The organism is Alteromonas sp. LMIT006 (assembly GCF_024300645.1).
GTDB classification, from domain to species: domain Bacteria; phylum Pseudomonadota; class Gammaproteobacteria; order Enterobacterales; family Alteromonadaceae; genus Opacimonas; species Opacimonas immobilis.
This window is the reverse complement of record NZ_CP101291.1, coordinates 363,074-378,250: the sequence shown is the minus strand read 5'-3', so window position 1 is coordinate 378,250 and position 15,177 is coordinate 363,074. Positions and strand designations below refer to the sequence as shown.

Below are 15,177 nucleotides of genomic sequence, written 5' to 3'. Positions count from 1 at the left end.
CACTGTCCATAAGGACAAAAAACGCACCAAAGCACTAATGACAAGTACGGGTAATTGCATTATGCTAGCGCCGATTTTTGATGGTTTTACAGGAAAGATTTAGCCATGCCAGTAGCAATTATGGGTCCATTGACGCGCTTGCGCAACAATAAGATTTTTGAAATGTCCGTCGTTGCGGTCATTATCATTTCTGCTCTAGAAATTGGAGCCAAAACATTTACTCTGAATGACTCTGCGCTGTCTGTTACGAAGGTCATGGATTGGTTTATTACCATTTTCTTCTTATTTGAAATCACGTTGCGCTTTGTCACAGACGAGGACAAAAAATCCTTCTTCAAAAAGGGCTGGAATATTTTTGATACGCTCGTCGTTGCGGTCAGTCTGGTTCCGATAGATGATTCGGAAATGGCTTTACTGGCACGCTTGGTCCGAATCTTCCGTGTGTTGCGGATGATTTCGGTTGTTCCTGAGTTACGTGTGTTAATTAACTCCTTGCTTCGCGCGATGCCTCAGCTGTTTTATGTCTTATTACTGATGTTTATCATCTTTTATATCTATGCAGCGATTGGCAGTTATATCTTTGAGTCGATTAACCCTGTGTTGTGGGGCGATATTGCTATCTCCATGTTGACCTTGTTCCGCGTCATGACGTTTGAAGATTGGACCGATGTGATGTACGAAACCATGGAAGTGTATCCGATGTCTTGGGTATTCTATTTTACGTTTATTTTCCTAACCGCATTTGCATTTCTTAATATGGTGATAGGGATTGTCGTCGGTGTCATGGAAAAAGAACATCAATTGATGCGTGAGGAAGAAACGGCTCATGAACCTACAGTTGCGGATCTACAAGCGGATATCGCTGAATTAAAACAAATGATTCAGCAGTTGCAAGCAAGAAACTAGTTTCAATTGCAGCAGTCAGCATGGCAATACAGTGAATAGGTCAAAACCGATTGGGGGTTATTTACACAGTTATTCCGCGATTGCGGTGCTCGATGACCTATGTGGCTGGTAATGATCACTATTTGGATCAAACCATGTTATATTCTGAGTAACCTCAACTGAGACCGTTGCGTTTTACTGAAAGCGATATTGGAGCCAACAAAATTCTTGAGCGTAATATCAGTGATGCGCCGGCAATGGAGTAGTGTATTAATTACATCATTACATTATGCATAAGCGTCCTTTTGGTCAGTCAAGCATTGGCTAAAGAGGATGCGACTTTTTCTGAAGTGCTGGCACAACCCTCTGTGCCAGCCACTCAGAGACATATTTATGGAGCAGCGCCGGAACAATTTTATCTTCGTTGGCAACAAGCCGACGATGCGCCATTACTGATTTTTATTCATGGCGGCTGCTGGTTGGATGCTTATGATATAGAGCATGCCAAACCTGTGATGTCAGCTTTTTACGAAGCGGGCTTTACGGTTATCGGTCTTGAATATCGTCGCACTACTGATGAACGTGCAGGATGGCCGATTGCCAGAGACGATATTATCAATGGTTTACGAAAAGCGGTAACTGACACAACCTATGCAACCGAACGTCCGATTGCTATTGTGGGGCATTCTGCTGGTGGGCATTTGGCTTTATTAGCCGCAACACAAGCGTCGCAGTGGGCCCCTAGCTCGAATATCAATGTGCATGGTCTTGCTGCAATTGTTGATGTTGCTACTTATGCGCAAGGCGATAATTCTTGCCAACAAGCTACATTACGTTTTATGGGCGACTCCCCTGCAATTATCCCTGAAATATATAAAAGTGCCTCGCCGCGCTCTTATCAGATGCCATCCAATATCGAAGTGATATTGTGGCATGGCAATGAAGACAAGATAGTACCTATCAAACAGGCCAGTTATCCAAATGCCTCAGTGAATACGACCCAGCATGCAGGGCACTTTGCTTGGATCCACACCCAAACCACGGCGTATAAGTCGTTATTACAAAATTTATTGGAGCGCGCGTTATGACCCCACAAGTCACCTGGCCAAATGATGTGTGGATGGATATTTTAGCGCAAGCCCAGCAACTTGACTCAGAGGATGTATTAAAGGAAAAACGCAAAGCGTTTTCCATTCCTGATAACACGATTTATTTGGACGGTAATTCTCTTGGTCCTGCGTCACATGCGGCACAAATGGCTGGCCAATCAGTGCTAGATGCACAATGGCAAACGGATCTGATTACCTCTTGGAATGTACACGATTGGATCAGGTTACCGCGCATTGTGGGCGCTCAGATTGCACCGATTATTGGCGCTCAAGCAGACTCTGTCATCGCTTGCGATTCCACTAGTATCAATTTATATAAACTCTTGCATAGTGCGCTTAATCTGCAGCCAGATCGTCATGTCATTATGACTCAACAAGGAAACTTCCCTAGTGATGGTTATATCGCGCAAGGTTTAATGGCACATCGCTCTGAAGTGAGCCTTATCTATGTTGATGAGCAAGACATTATTGCGCAATTAGATGAATCGATCGCTGTGCTCATGTTGACTCATGTCAATTACAAAACGGGCTATATGTTGGATATGGCAAAGATCACGCAAGCCGCTCACGCCTTGGGCATTTTAGTGATTTGGGATCTTGCTCACAGCGCCGGTGCTCTGGAGTTGTCGCTCGATGAACACGAGGTCGATTTTGCGGTGGGGTGTAGCTATAAGTATCTTAACGGTGGTCCAGGTGCTCCAGCTTTTATTTATGTAAATCCCATACATCACAATCGACTCAAACAACCACTTACCGGCTGGATGGGACATGCCAATTCGTTTGCTTTTGAGCAAGATTATGTGCCAAGCGATGGCATTGATAGCTTGTTATGTGGCACCCCAAATATTGTGTCAATGGCGGTGCTCAAAGGAGCCTTGACGATATTTAGCGACGTGGATATGTCTGACGTGCGACAGAAATCACTCAAGCTATCGTCTTTTATGGTTTCAGTGATTGAGCAACATCCTGCATTGCAACCATTAGAATTAGTGACGGATATGGACGATGCTCGAAGAGGCAGTCAAATCGCCCTCGCTCACCCTGATGCGTATGCGATTTGCCAAGCGTGGATTGAACAAGGTGTCATTGCCGATTTTCGAGAGCCCAATATTTTGCGCATCGGTTTCGCACCATTGTATATCAGTTATTTTGATGTGCTCAAAGCAACGGATTCTCTTGCCCATATTATGCAATGTAAAATGTATCGAGCGCAGCAATATCAAACCCGCAATACGGTGACCTAATGCAAGGCTTTAAACGCCTACTATCTATATCATCATTCACTCAACTCGCCGATGAACTGGTATCTGCTAAGATCATCTTACCTTGGATTTTTTTGACCCTAAACGCCCCAATTTGGATGCTCAGTTTATTAGTTCCTATCAAAGAATCAGGTTCCCTATTGCCACAGTGGTCGGTTAAACAAGCACTTCGCTCTCGTTATCAAACGGGGCTCATTTGGCGTTCGGGTATGATTCTGCAAGGTGCGAGTTTGGGGCTGTTACTTACGGTTTTACTGCTTCCAATAGCAGGACGAAGCGTCATTGGTTTGTTCAGTGTCGTATTGCTCAGTGTTGGGCGAGCCTTGTGTTCCTTTACCGTCAAAGATATTCAAGCGCACAATATTGCAAAAGGTGAGCGCGGCAAGCTCATTGGATTGGGAGGAAGTATTTCAGGATTACTGACCATAGTAGTTAGTGTGTATTTACTCCAGTTGCAGGATATCGCTCATAAAATCCCAATTCTGACGGGGTTATTGATAGGCGGTTTTACTTGTTATGCCATAGGATGTTGGTTGAGTATTTCACTTTCGATGCCAACAGGGCTCGAATCAAGTAGGCAGGGATCGCTGGTGCAATTTTGGCGGCAAACGCCGCTTTTGCGCAAAATCGTTTATCAACGCTCTGCCGTATTACATGGTGCGCTGGTCATGCCCTATATGGTCCTTGCAGTTGCGTCTGAACAAGCGGTGTATTCAAGCTTGCCTTGGTTTATGTTAGGAGGCGCGATAGCCAGCTTTCTGTCCTCAGCAGTGTGGGGTATTTTATCGGATGATTCTGCACGGCACACTATGCAAAAAGCCATTGCGATGACCCTGTTGGGTGCGTTTGGATTTTACCTCATATGGTATTGCGAACTGACCTCCATCTGGTTGATGATGTTGTGTTTTGCGGTCGCAAATCTGGGCTATGCTGGAGTACGGACGGCGCGCAAAACCTACTTGTTAGACATCGTTGAAAGCGATATACGTCAGCAGTATGTGGCATCTGGAAATACTTTGGTTGGCCTTGTATTGTTGGGGCTTGGGGCGCTTTATGCGGTGCTTTACTCTGTGTTGTCAACTCACCTAATCTTGATATGTGTGGCTATGTTGTTGGTAGGAGCCTGGATAACTTCGCGAATGCCTAAGGAGAAATAATGGATTCAATAACACAAATCGCACTGGGCGCAACGGTTGGTTACGCCATTATGGGCTCGAAAGTAGGTAGACGTGCTGCGTTGTATGGCGCGGTACTTGGCACCCTTCCGGATCTGGATGTACTGATCCCTTACGGAGGGGATATTGAAAACTTCACGTACCACCGAGGGTTCAGTCATTCTTTTTTGGTGCATGCGCTGATTAGCCCTATATTGGCTTGGTTGTTTTGTAAATTGCATCCTCAAACGAAAACTCACTTTGCTCACTGGGCAGGGATGGCCTTTACCGTTTTAGCGACTCATTCGTTGATCGACGGCTTGACTGTCTATGGCACACAAGTATTCTGGGGGCTCACCGAATACCCCTTTGCGTATTCGATATTTTTTATCATTGATCCTCTCTACACTCTGCCTTTACTCATTCCAACTCTGTTCTATTTGATGCCTCGTATTTCGCTTGAGCGATTACGTAAGCTCACGTTTTGGGGACTTGGGATAAGTGTTGGTTACATGCTCTGGGCGATCGCAGCGAAGCAATATATTGATTATATTAACCAGCATGCGTTAGCGGCCCAAGGGATTGATGACAGGGTGTATGTCAGTACACCAGCGCCTTTGACGACTTTATTGTGGCGCAGTGTCGTGGTTGAAGACGATGCGTATTATGAAATCTACACATCTATCTTTGATTACGTCGATGAGGTTTCCATCACGCGTTATCCAACAGAACCGGAATTATTGAAAAATATTGCAGATGAATGGCATGTACAGCGTTTGCAATGGTTTACCAAGGGTTTGTACAGCGTCAAACAAGTTGAAAATGAAGTCATCTTAACGGATTTGCGCATGGGGGTGGAAAACGCCTATGTGTTTACGTTTGCTGTGGGTCAGGTAAGTGGTAGCGATATTGTGCTAGGCGATTTGCGTCAGATAGAAAATCGTCCTTCCTTTGCCGGACTTCCTCTGATATTGCAAAGAATAGTTGATCCTGCAGTACAAATCAGCACAGACTAACGAATAGGGAGGAGTTGTGCTATATTGGCGAGCATACATATATTGATATCATTCGTTCCACATGGTACACCAACGCACTTTGCCACAGTATTTGGCTTTTTTACTGTATGATTTTTTAATACTGCTTATTTATATCCCCGTCACCATCAAATGGGGACTGTGGCGCCAGTTTTATTTGTCCAATAAACGCTATCAACGACGAGGACAGCGTTATGGTGATATTGCAGAGGATCTCGTTGAAGCCGATGATTGGTTTCATTGTGTCTCGGTTGGCGAAGTGGTTGCCGCATCCTGTGTCATCAAAGCATTATTACAAGAGGAACCGACTCGCAAGATCACCATTACCACTACGACCCCTACCGGAGCGGGACGCGTAAGAGATATTTTTGGCGAGATGGTGCAACATCATTATTTGCCATGGGATCTTCCGTGGCTCATCAACGCATTCATCCAAGCGTTAAAACCCAAACGCGTATTCATTACCGAAGTGGAATTATGGCCTAATATGATTATGAAATTGGCTAAGCGCCAGATTCCGGTCATGTTGATCAATGCACGAATGACGGAACGTTCAGCTCAGAAGTACGCACAAATTTCGCTTTTATCAGAACCTGTGTTTGCCAATATTCAGCATGTATGTGCCCAAGGAGAGCGGGATTTTGAAGCCTACCAACAATTGGGGTTTGGTGATGATCGGTTGACCTTAACGCAGAATATCAAATTTGATCAAGTTACCGACATCGCTGTCTCTGATGAAGTTGCAAAAGTAGGAAAAAGCTTGCTAAAACGCTTTGTCATTGTGGCTGGCTCGACTCACCCTGGTGAAGAAGAGCATTGGTTAGAGGTACTAGAAAAGTGCAATATTGACGATGTTTTATTGGTGTTAGTCCCTCGTCATCCTGAGCGTTTTGATAAGGTGGTGAATCTATTACGTGACCGCGAAGTCCCGTTTCAACGCTGGAGTGATTATTCTGATTTGGCTGATGCTACCCAAGTACTTCTTGTCGACGCGATGGGCGTATTAAGTCCGCTGTATCATTGTGCGGATGTGGCTTTTGTGGGAGGCAGTATTGCTGATCGTGGTGGGCACAATGCCTTGGAGCCAGCGTTTTTTGCAGTGCCTATTTTGATGGGCGAACATCGCTACAACAATCCTGTGATCTGCGCCACGCTAGAACAAGCTGGCGCGTTATGCCTAACAACATCGGTTGAGCAAAGCGTAGAACGCATCTGCCAATGGTATGATGATCCACAAGCCCGTATTCAAGCAGGCCACTCAGGCGAGCAGGTACTTCATGCCAATCGCGGAGCATTGGCCAAAACGCTTATGGTGATTGAGCGTTTGGCATAATTGAAGGAGTTGAATTGTGTCTGATCCAGTAAAGCGTGTTCTGATAACCGGTGGTCTCAGCGGCATTGGTGAGGCATTGGTTGCCCATTATATCAAGCAAGGCGCACAGGTGGCTATTCTGGATTTACCCGAGCCAAGTGATGTAAAACTTGGGCAGGATATATATTACGTTGCGTGTAATATTGCCAACAATGCGCAAGTTGACAAGGCGGTCAAAACACTGTGGCAAGCATGGGGTGAACCCGATTTAGTGATTAATTGCGCTGGGATTCTGCGAGCAGGGGAGTTTGAATCACTCTCTGCCGCCGACTTTACTCAGTCTTTCAATGTTAATGTATTGGGTTCACGCCATTTAGCGGCAGCTTGTTTGGCAAGGATGTCTGCTGGAGGCCAACTGGCGCTGGTTGCATCCATAGCGGGCACCGTGGGTATTTATGGGTACAGTGCGTATGGCGCTTCAAAGTTTGCCGTATTGGGAATGGCCCAATGCCTAAGAGCCGAGTATGCGCCTAAAGGCATCACCATCAGCGTGATTTGTCCACCCGAAATTGATACGCCCATGGTACAAACTGAAATTCAAACTATGCACCCGGCAACGCGAGTGCTCAAAGATATTGCCGGGCGGTTAACTTTAACCGAAGCCATACCACAAATTACTCGAGGGTTGGCGCGTAAACAGTTTATGGTGATCCCCGGCAAGATGGCCAAAGCCACGTATTGGCTCAACCGCTTGACCCCGAATTGGCTCAACCATAAAGTGGTGGATTTTTTGGTGGCAAAGAATAGGTTGTAAATTACTCTACAAACGTTGCGGTCTGAGAATCTGTGAATGCTATGTCGACGACGCAGATTGGCATTAAAGTCGGTGGCGCGACTGAGCATAACCTCTAGTGTGTATTCAATATGGTCAGTCACAGGAAGGTGTTTGTCAGACATGATGGTTCGCTTATTTTAAGAGTATAAAAAAGGGTGACTTGTATGCCACCCTCATCCTTAGCGTTCTAGTTACTCACCACTGGTAGGCACTGGAAAACCACGATCCCTCATTAATGCATCGACCTTGGCATCACGACCTCTAAAGGCGCGATATGCATCCGCTGGATCCATGGCGTTGCGCACAGCAAAAAGATACTGAACCATTTTTTCTGCGAGCTTTTCGTCATAATATCCACCCGGTGCCTCAGCAAAGGCCTCGGCCGCATCGGAAGTTAACACTTCTGCCCACATATACCCATAATACGCTGCAGCATAACCCTCTGATGAGAAGATGTGCTGGAAATGGGTCGAACGATGACGCATTGGAATTTGCGATGGCATACCAATCGACGCGAGGGTTTCACGCTCGAAGGTTTGCACATCGTCAATTAGGGCTGGATCGGTCGTATGGTATTTTAAATCCATGATGGCAGACGCCATGTACTCTGTGGTTTTAAACCCTTCATTAAAAGTCGCGGCATTTTTGATTTTGGTCACTAGCTCGTCCGGGATTGGTTCACCTGTCTCATAATGCACTAGGAATTGGTCAATCACTTCGTCAGTTAGAATCCAACGCTCAAGCAGTTGTGACTGGAATTCAGTGTAATCACGCACACCAGAATGCGAGGATGGATACATCACATCGGCTGCTAAGAAATGCAGCGCATGACCAAATTCATGGAAATACGTCTCGGCGTCGTCCCAACTGATTAAGGTCGGCTGACCTTCTGGGGCTTTCACAAAATTGGAGTTATTCGCAGATAACACATTGGTTTCGCCATCAAACGTGGTGTAAGGACGATAATACGTCGCCCACGCACCAGAGCGCTTGCCTTGACGAGCGAATGGATCGAGATACCACAAACCTACGTTGCGACCCGTTGCGATATCAGTCACTTCCCAGACACCGACATCTTCATGCCAAACAGGGACTTTACCTGCTTCGATGGCAGTGAATTTGAAATTAAACAAACGTTCTGCCACATAGAACATGGCTTCGCGCAGTTTATCTAGTTGCAGGTATTGTTTGACTTCATCGGAGTCCAAGTCATAGGTTGCTTGACGGACCTTTTCGGCGTAGAAACGATAATCCCAAGGCTCGATAGTGATATCAGCCCCTTCGGCATCCGCAATGGCTTGCATGTCGGCCACTTCTTGTTTCACACGGGCAATCGCAGCTGGCCAGACTTTGTCCATTAAGGCCATTGCATTAGCAGGGTTTTTGGCCATGCGATCTTGTAAGCGCCAAGTGGCATAATCTGGGAAATCAAGCAGACCAACTCGCTCGTGTCTGAGCTCAAGGATTTCTTTGATGATCCCATTATTGTCAAATTCATCGCCATTATTGCCACGAGAGTAGTACTTTTCCCATACCTCTTTGCGCAGTTCACGCTCGGTTGAATAGGTCAAAAAAGGATCCATTGATGAACGTGTATTGGTCACCGCATACATATCTGGTTTGCCACGTTCTTCCGCTGCAGCTTTGGCCGAACGAATGTAGCCTTCCGATAACCCTGATAATTGGTCAGCGGTTAAATACGTCACGATATTTTCTTCGTCATTGAGAACGTTACTGCTGAACTGGGTTTGTAATTCAGCAAGGCGTTTGTTGATCTCAGCAGTGCGCTTCTTACCGGCATCGTCTAATAAGATTCCAGAGCGAATAAAGCTTTCATATGAGTTTTGTACGATGCGTTGTTGTTCTAAGTTAAGGGTGTCAAATTCAGCGCCTTCATAGACCGCCTTAATCCGAGCAAATAACGCTTCGTTTTGAGAAATCTTGGATCTGAAGTCAGACAATTTAGGACTGAGTTCACGTTGGATCTGCCGAAACTCTGGGCTTGACATATTGGATGCCCAAATTCCCCAGTAAGAAAAAACATTGTCTAACTCTTTGCCTGCGCGTTCCATTGCTTCAAATGTGTTGGCAAAAGTCGGAGCTTCAGGATTATTGGCGATCGCATTGATTTCGGCTAGGTTAATTTCCATGCCTTTTTCAACTGCAGGGGCTAGTAATGCTAAGTCCATTTTGTCAAAGGCAGGGACGCCTTCATAAGGCCCAGTAAAATCTTGCATGAGCACATTGTTATGCGCCACTGAGACGGCAGTATCTGCCGTGGCTGAGTCGGTTTGAGTGGCGGGTTTCGAGCAAGCTGAAAGGCCAAGCACGACCGCCAGCGAAAGTGCTGAAAGGATCGGTTTGTTCATTGTGGTGTTCCGTCTTCGTTATTATAAGAATTTTCTGCTCAAAGGCAGAGCATTAACGCAAACCCTACAATAAAAAATAATCCCTGATTAAGCAAATACTATTGTTTTATTTTTGTCGATTAATACGCGGTTTTCAAGATGATAGCGTAAACCATTGGCAAGGGCTGTTTTTTCACAGTCACGCCCTTTACGCACCATATCAGCGGCTGAATCTGAGTGTGAAATACGCATAACTTGCTGTTCGATAATCGGGCCTTCATCCAAGTCAGTTGTCACATAATGACAGGTTGCGCCAATAAGTTTGACACCTCGATCATAGGCTTGTTGATAAGGTTTGGCGCCAGCAAAAGACGGCAAAAAGCTATGATGAATATTAATGGCTTGCCCTACCCAAGCTTCGCACATGGACGCTGGAAGGATTTGCATAAATCGAGCGAGTACGACTGTATCAGCACGATGCTTAACTAATAAGTCTTGAACTTTAGCAAAGGCATCCGCTTTGGCTTGGTCTTTGAAATCCACAAAATAAAATGGAATTTTGTACCAAGCCGCGATATCGGCAATTTGTGGGTGATTGGCAATAATACATGGGATATCACAGATGAGCTCTCCCGTATGCCAGCGGTGTAAAATATCCGCAAGGCAATGCGTTTCATGACTGGCTAACAAAGCAACTTTGGGTAACACATCAGGATCAGTGACTTGCCAATCCATCTGGTATTTGCGAGCAATCGGGGCAAAAGCCGCTTCGAAGGTCTTGATATCTAAATCCACGCTGTCAGCTGCGATTTCATGGCGCATAAAAAAGCGCTGAGTCGTCAAATCCGTATGATGATTCGCTTCTAAAATTGTCGCGCCATACTGCGCCAAAAACTGAGCAACGGTGGCCACAAGCCCAACTTGGTCTGGACATTGAATGGTTAAGCGAAAGGAATGTTGCATGCGTGGTTACTTCTTTTGTGTGGTGTCAATCAATATGGAGCGAGCATAGCATGAATGTCATTAACTAAGCTACAGTAAACCTTTGCTGATGCGCTCTCTAACACTCATGGTCAGATCAGGATGAGCTGGAAAACTCTCACGAATAATGTATTCCACTCCAGTGGCTGTCGATATAGATTCATATAAATGAAACTCGTCGAATGCCAACGTAAAATTTGGTTCAAACAATGCTGGGACAGGAGTTTTTATTTTGCGTTGCAAGGTGATGTGAGGTTGATACTCACGCTTTTCGATCTTAATACCCGCTTTGCGTGAGAGAGTTTGGCATTGTTTTGCAAGTTGCTTCAATTCATCTGGGATAATAGATGGTGCAATAAAATGGATTTTAGGTTTTCCCCAATAGCCAACGTGATCAAAGTGAGCAGTAAACTCTTGCCAGTTTATGTGTGGCAGTACCTCTACTAATGCATCGAGTTGATGCAAGGTAACTTGACCTAAAAACGCTAGGGTCACATGAAAATTATGCGGTTTCACATCTGCGTTCGAATACCCTAAAGCATTAGACCGCCAATCTGCGATCTTAAGAATATGATCAGGATCAATATTTAGTCCTAGAAAGAGTCTATGATACATAAATAATTAATATACTGGTTATAATATGGTCGTAAAGTTTACTGGAAGCGTTAATGGTCGCAGTTTTCATAGATAAATGTAAATAATCATTATATTTTTCATAAAACCAAGGTCGAATAAACAATTGTCTAGATAGGCGTATAGTAATCTATATCAAAATGATTTTGAGCACTATTCACTTTTGATAAAAAAGTAACACGGAAATAATTAAGGAGAGATTCTAATGGCATATGTAGCATTAGTTACGGGTGGAACACGCGGTATTGGTGAAGCCATTTGCGTTAAATTAAAAGAAGAAGGTTATCAAGTTATCGCTAACTATGGTGGTAATGACCAGGCAGCAAAAGAATTCACAGAACGCACTGGGATCCCAGCGTTCAAATTTGACGTCGCAGATTTCGATGCAGTCAATACAGCAATCAAACAGATTGAAGCAGATTACGGTTCACTTGATGTCTTAATCAACAATGCGGGTATCACACGTGACGGCACCATGCATCGCATGACGTTCGAGCAGTGGGATGCCGTTATTCAAACTAACTTGGCTTCGTGTTTCAACACGTGTCGTGCAGTGATTGATGGCATGCGTGAGCGCGGATACGGCCGTATCGTCAATATCGGTTCAGTCAATGGTCAAGCAGGTCAGTATGGTCAAGTAAACTATGCAGCGGCTAAATCAGGCATCCACGGTTTTACCAAAGCATTAGCGCAAGAAAACGCTGCAAAAGGTATCACAGTCAATGCGATTGCACCAGGTTATATCGATACGGATATGGTTCGTGCAGTACCTGAAGAGGTATTAGCAAAGATCGTTGCTAAGATCCCAGTGGGTCGTTTAGGTCATGCCTCAGAAATTGCCAAGGCAGTTTCCTACTTAGTTGCAGAAGACAACGGTTTCATGACGGGTTCTACCTTGTCAGTAAACGGTGGTCAACACATGTACTAAGCCCTATTTAGGGATGTAATACAACACGTAGGACGTGTTGCAAGGAATATATGGATGTTGCAAAAGCTAAGCTTATACCGGCTTAGCTTTTTTGTTTCTGATAAACAGAATTTAACGTTTCGAATACTTCTGGATGAGCAAATCCGTCGGCAACCAAACCGTTGTCCTTTTGAAACGCTCGGATCGCTTTACGTGTGCCAGAACCGATAATGCCATCAATGTGTTTTACCCCATAGCCCAATACCTGTAGCTGACGCTGCAGTTCTTTGGTTTGTACAATTGAGACTGGAGGTACGTCTGGAAATTCAGTCACCAGTCCTGGAGCGCCAACAATCTGATCTGCGAGTTTGCCCACCGCGATGGCATAAGATTGTGAGTTGTTCCAGCGCATGATGATATGAAAATTAGGATACGCCATAAAAATCGGCCCCTGATAACCAGACGGGATCACTACGGATGAGTCCAAATCAATATCGGCAACTGGCTGACCGTAAACAGAAGTCACACCTTGCTCACGCCAAAATGACAGTGGTCGCTTGAGCTTACGACCCGCAAGTGCGTAATCGAAGCCTGCAGGCAGCCTGATTTCTCGTCCCCAGCGAAAGCCTGCTTGCCAACCTAATTGATGGAGAAAGTGCGCGGCAGACGCCAGTGCGTCTTTTTCGGAATGAAACAAATCGATTTTGTCATCGCCATCACCATCGATGGCATAGCCTTTGTAAGTGGATGGCATAAACTGAGTATGCCCCATCGCGCCAGCCCATGAACCTAATAATGTTGGTACGTCTAGATCATTTTTTTCAATGACTTCAAGCATGGTCATTAATTCATTGGTAAAGAATGTTTTGCGCCGTGGCTCACACGCAAGCGTAGTCAATGCATCAATAGTGGGGATCTTGCCTTTGTAAGCGCCGTAGTTGGTTTCCAAGCCCCAAAATGCGATGAGATATTGTCCTGGCACACCATATTGTCTGGTTAATTCATCCAAAAATACGCGATGTTTGGCGTATAACGCTTGGCCTTTTTCGATGCGCCATGTATTTACGCGCTTGCTGTAGTAATCCTCAAACGTCGATAAAAATTCAGGTTGTGAACGGTCAAGATTGATGACGCGTTTGCGCTGTTGTGCAATTGCTAAAGTTTGCTCTATGGTGCTCTGGGCAATGCCTTGAGCCCTTGCTTTATTGGTAAGTTGGGCAACACATTGGGAAAAATCTTCTTGGGCCAACACGGAGGTTGATAACAAAAGAGCGGCGACAAGAGATACACGGCGCATGGCAAGTCCTTAACAAAAAATCCAATACTTACATTACCGCAGATTGAGTGAAAAATCTAAAGGAAATAGATTTAAAAAAGGGGGCCTAAGCCCCCAAGGACAGCGTTAAGCGTATTTGTGGATAAATTCGGTAATCAACGGGCGAATGTGTTGACGGAATTTTGAACCACTGAAAATACCATAGTGCCCGGCACCTTGCTGGACGTGATGTTTACGCATATTTTTGGGGATGTTTTTGCAAATATCTTGCGCAGCTTCGGTTTGACGTAAGCCACAAATATCATCATCAGCGCCTTCCACCGTGAGTAATGCCGTATCGTCGATGGCATTAAAATCCACAGGCTTCCCTTGGTAGGTGATTTTGCCTTGCGCTAATTCATTGTTTTTGAAGATACGCTCGATGGTTTCGAGATAAAACTCCGCAGGAATATCAAGTACCGCTAGATACTCATCATAAAATGCACGAAAACGGTCGTTGTCTTCATTATCGCCAAACATGATATTTTGGAAAAAATTCATGTACTTCTTGGTATGCGTTTCTTGGTTCATCGAGATGAATCCGCCAAGTTGCATAAAGCCAGGATACACTTTACGACCTTGTCCCGGATAACCGTAAGGCACTTCCATGATTGCGACATTTTTGAACCAGCTCATGGGACGTTCGTGTGCAAACGTATTCACTCGAGTTGGGTTCATGCTAGGGTCAATGGGACCAGCCATTAACGTAAGAGATTGGGGCACACACGGGTCTTTTTCTTGAGCCATAACTGCTGTTGCAATGAGGGCTTGCACCGTTGGCTGACAAATCGCAATTAAGTGCGTATCGGGCCCTAAAAATTGCATAAATTCGATTAAATATGACACGTAACAGTCAAATGAAAACGGGCCTTCATCCAGCGGGACTTCACGCGCATCGGCCCAATCGGTAATATAGACTTCGTGGTCGGGAAGCAGTGCTTCCACGGTGCCTTTTAATAAAGTCGCAAAATGTCCTGAAAGGGGAGCAACCAGTAAGACTTTGTGTTCGTCGGTTTTACCGCGACGATTAAAGTGGATTAAATCGCAAAAAGGCTTGCTCAGCGCCGTTTCTTCACGAACTAAATACGTTTTATTGGCGATTTCGACTTCGTCTATATTAAAGCCCAATTTCTCATAACGACGGGTTAACCGCATAGCGGTTTCAAGACTGGCATGAGTAAAACGGCCAGCGAGAGTATATGAGAATGGATTGGTAGGGTGACTTGCAACGTCATTGAGTAGACTGAAACCTTCATGCATGACTTGAGCTGAACGGGTTAGATAGTCATACGCTTGATAATGGTTCATAAAAACACTCCTACATTAATGCTCTTATCAACACCGTGCTGATAAGCAAAAACACTTCGGGTTACATTACTACGTTAGATGCAACCGCGAAGTG

Annotated in this window: 13 protein-coding genes; 8 read left to right on the top strand and 5 right to left on the bottom strand. The window is 45.1% G+C overall.

The genetic code is table 11. The annotated features are described in order from the left end of the window. Positions 1 to 105: 105 nt before the first annotated feature. The 7 genes from NLG07_RS01770 to NLG07_RS01740 all read left to right on the top strand — a co-directional run bounded on the left by NLG07_RS01770 (position 106) and on the right by NLG07_RS01740 (position 7,570). On the top strand, positions 106 to 906 hold the full coding sequence (locus NLG07_RS01770; protein WP_254855983.1) for an ion transporter: 801 nt from the start codon (positions 106 to 108) through the stop codon (positions 904 to 906). Positions 907 to 1,190: 284 nt separating this feature from the next. Further along, positions 1,191 to 1,973 (top strand): alpha/beta fold hydrolase, encoded by a 783-nt coding sequence (locus tag NLG07_RS01765; RefSeq protein WP_254855982.1) that lies wholly within the window; start codon positions 1,191 to 1,193, stop codon positions 1,971 to 1,973. Positions 1,974 to 2,005: 32 nt separating this feature from the next. After that, positions 2,006 to 3,238, top strand: a complete 1,233-nt coding sequence (gene kynU / locus NLG07_RS01760) for a kynureninase (protein ID WP_254856783.1) — start codon at positions 2,006 to 2,008, stop codon at positions 3,236 to 3,238. Further along, positions 3,238 to 4,413 (top strand): MFS transporter permease, encoded by a 1,176-nt coding sequence (locus tag NLG07_RS01755; protein ID WP_254855980.1) that lies wholly within the window; start codon positions 3,238 to 3,240, stop codon positions 4,411 to 4,413. The genes kynU and NLG07_RS01755 overlap by 1 nt, the downstream gene beginning before the upstream one ends. Continuing rightward, on the top strand, positions 4,413 to 5,426 hold the full coding sequence (locus NLG07_RS01750) for a metal-dependent hydrolase (RefSeq protein ID WP_254855979.1): 1,014 nt from the start codon (positions 4,413 to 4,415) through the stop codon (positions 5,424 to 5,426). Before NLG07_RS01755 ends, NLG07_RS01750 begins: the two co-directional genes overlap by 1 nt. Before the next feature lie 61 nt (positions 5,427 to 5,487). Further along, positions 5,488 to 6,777: a 3-deoxy-D-manno-octulosonic acid transferase gene (locus NLG07_RS01745; protein WP_254855978.1), complete on the top strand. Its 1,290-nt coding sequence runs from the start codon at positions 5,488 to 5,490 to the stop codon at positions 6,775 to 6,777. A 16-nt stretch (positions 6,778 to 6,793) separates the two neighbouring features. Beyond that, positions 6,794 to 7,570, top strand: a complete 777-nt coding sequence (locus NLG07_RS01740) for an SDR family NAD(P)-dependent oxidoreductase (protein WP_254855977.1) — start codon at positions 6,794 to 6,796, stop codon at positions 7,568 to 7,570. Between the two features lie 212 nt (positions 7,571 to 7,782). Here NLG07_RS01740 and NLG07_RS01735 read toward each other — a convergent pair whose 3' ends face one another. The 3 genes from NLG07_RS01735 to thpR form a co-directional block, all read right to left on the bottom strand. Continuing rightward, positions 7,783 to 9,960 (bottom strand): M3 family metallopeptidase, encoded by a 2,178-nt coding sequence (locus tag NLG07_RS01735; RefSeq protein ID WP_254855976.1) that lies wholly within the window; start codon positions 9,958 to 9,960, stop codon positions 7,783 to 7,785. Positions 9,961 to 10,047: 87 nt separating this feature from the next. Further along, entirely contained in the window at positions 10,048 to 10,902 is an 855-nt protein-coding gene (purU, locus tag NLG07_RS01730) for a formyltetrahydrofolate deformylase (RefSeq protein WP_254855975.1), read from the bottom strand. A gap of 69 nt (positions 10,903 to 10,971) precedes the next feature. Continuing rightward, on the bottom strand, positions 10,972 to 11,535 hold the full coding sequence (thpR, locus tag NLG07_RS01725; protein WP_254855973.1) for an RNA 2',3'-cyclic phosphodiesterase: 564 nt from the start codon (positions 11,533 to 11,535) through the stop codon (positions 10,972 to 10,974). Between the two features lie 223 nt (positions 11,536 to 11,758). Between thpR and phbB the strand changes: the two genes are divergently transcribed. Continuing rightward, positions 11,759 to 12,481, top strand: coding sequence for an acetoacetyl-CoA reductase (gene phbB, locus NLG07_RS01720; protein WP_254855972.1), 723 nt, complete (start codon positions 11,759 to 11,761; stop codon positions 12,479 to 12,481). An 82-nt stretch (positions 12,482 to 12,563) separates the two neighbouring features. Here the strand turns inward: phbB and NLG07_RS01715 are convergent, their stop codons facing one another. Both NLG07_RS01715 and NLG07_RS01710 read right to left on the bottom strand, forming a co-directional pair. After that, positions 12,564 to 13,757 (bottom strand): lytic murein transglycosylase, encoded by a 1,194-nt coding sequence (locus NLG07_RS01715; protein WP_254855971.1) that lies wholly within the window; start codon positions 13,755 to 13,757, stop codon positions 12,564 to 12,566. 105 nt (positions 13,758 to 13,862) lie between these two features. Beyond that, positions 13,863 to 15,083: a polyhydroxyalkanoate depolymerase gene (locus NLG07_RS01710; protein ID WP_254855970.1), complete on the bottom strand. Its 1,221-nt coding sequence runs from the start codon at positions 15,081 to 15,083 to the stop codon at positions 13,863 to 13,865. Positions 15,084 to 15,177 lie beyond the last annotated feature (94 nt).

Excerpts from the sequence above, each read along its gene's own strand:
- NLG07_RS01750 (WP_254855979.1), top strand. The coding sequence starts at position 4,413 with ATGGATTCAATAACACAAATCGCACTGGGCGCAACGGTTGGTTACGCC.
- purU (WP_254855975.1), bottom strand. The coding sequence starts at position 10,902 with ATGCAACATTCCTTTCGCTTAACCATTCAATGTCCAGACCAAGTTGGG.
- NLG07_RS01735 (WP_254855976.1), bottom strand. The coding sequence starts at position 9,960 with ATGAACAAACCGATCCTTTCAGCACTTTCGCTGGCGGTCGTGCTTGGC.
- NLG07_RS01715 (WP_254855971.1), bottom strand. The coding sequence starts at position 13,757 with ATGCGCCGTGTATCTCTTGTCGCCGCTCTTTTGTTATCAACCTCCGTG.
- NLG07_RS01710 (WP_254855970.1), bottom strand. The coding sequence starts at position 15,083 with ATGAACCATTATCAAGCGTATGACTATCTAACCCGTTCAGCTCAAGTC.
- phbB (WP_254855972.1), top strand. The coding sequence starts at position 11,759 with ATGGCATATGTAGCATTAGTTACGGGTGGAACACGCGGTATTGGTGAA.
- thpR (WP_254855973.1), bottom strand. The coding sequence starts at position 11,535 with ATGTATCATAGACTCTTTCTAGGACTAAATATTGATCCTGATCATATT.
- NLG07_RS01770 (WP_254855983.1), top strand. The coding sequence starts at position 106 with ATGCCAGTAGCAATTATGGGTCCATTGACGCGCTTGCGCAACAATAAG.
- NLG07_RS01755 (WP_254855980.1), top strand. The coding sequence starts at position 3,238 with ATGCAAGGCTTTAAACGCCTACTATCTATATCATCATTCACTCAACTC.
- kynU (WP_254856783.1), top strand. The coding sequence starts at position 2,006 with ATGGATATTTTAGCGCAAGCCCAGCAACTTGACTCAGAGGATGTATTA.
- NLG07_RS01745 (WP_254855978.1), top strand. The coding sequence starts at position 5,488 with ATGGTACACCAACGCACTTTGCCACAGTATTTGGCTTTTTTACTGTAT.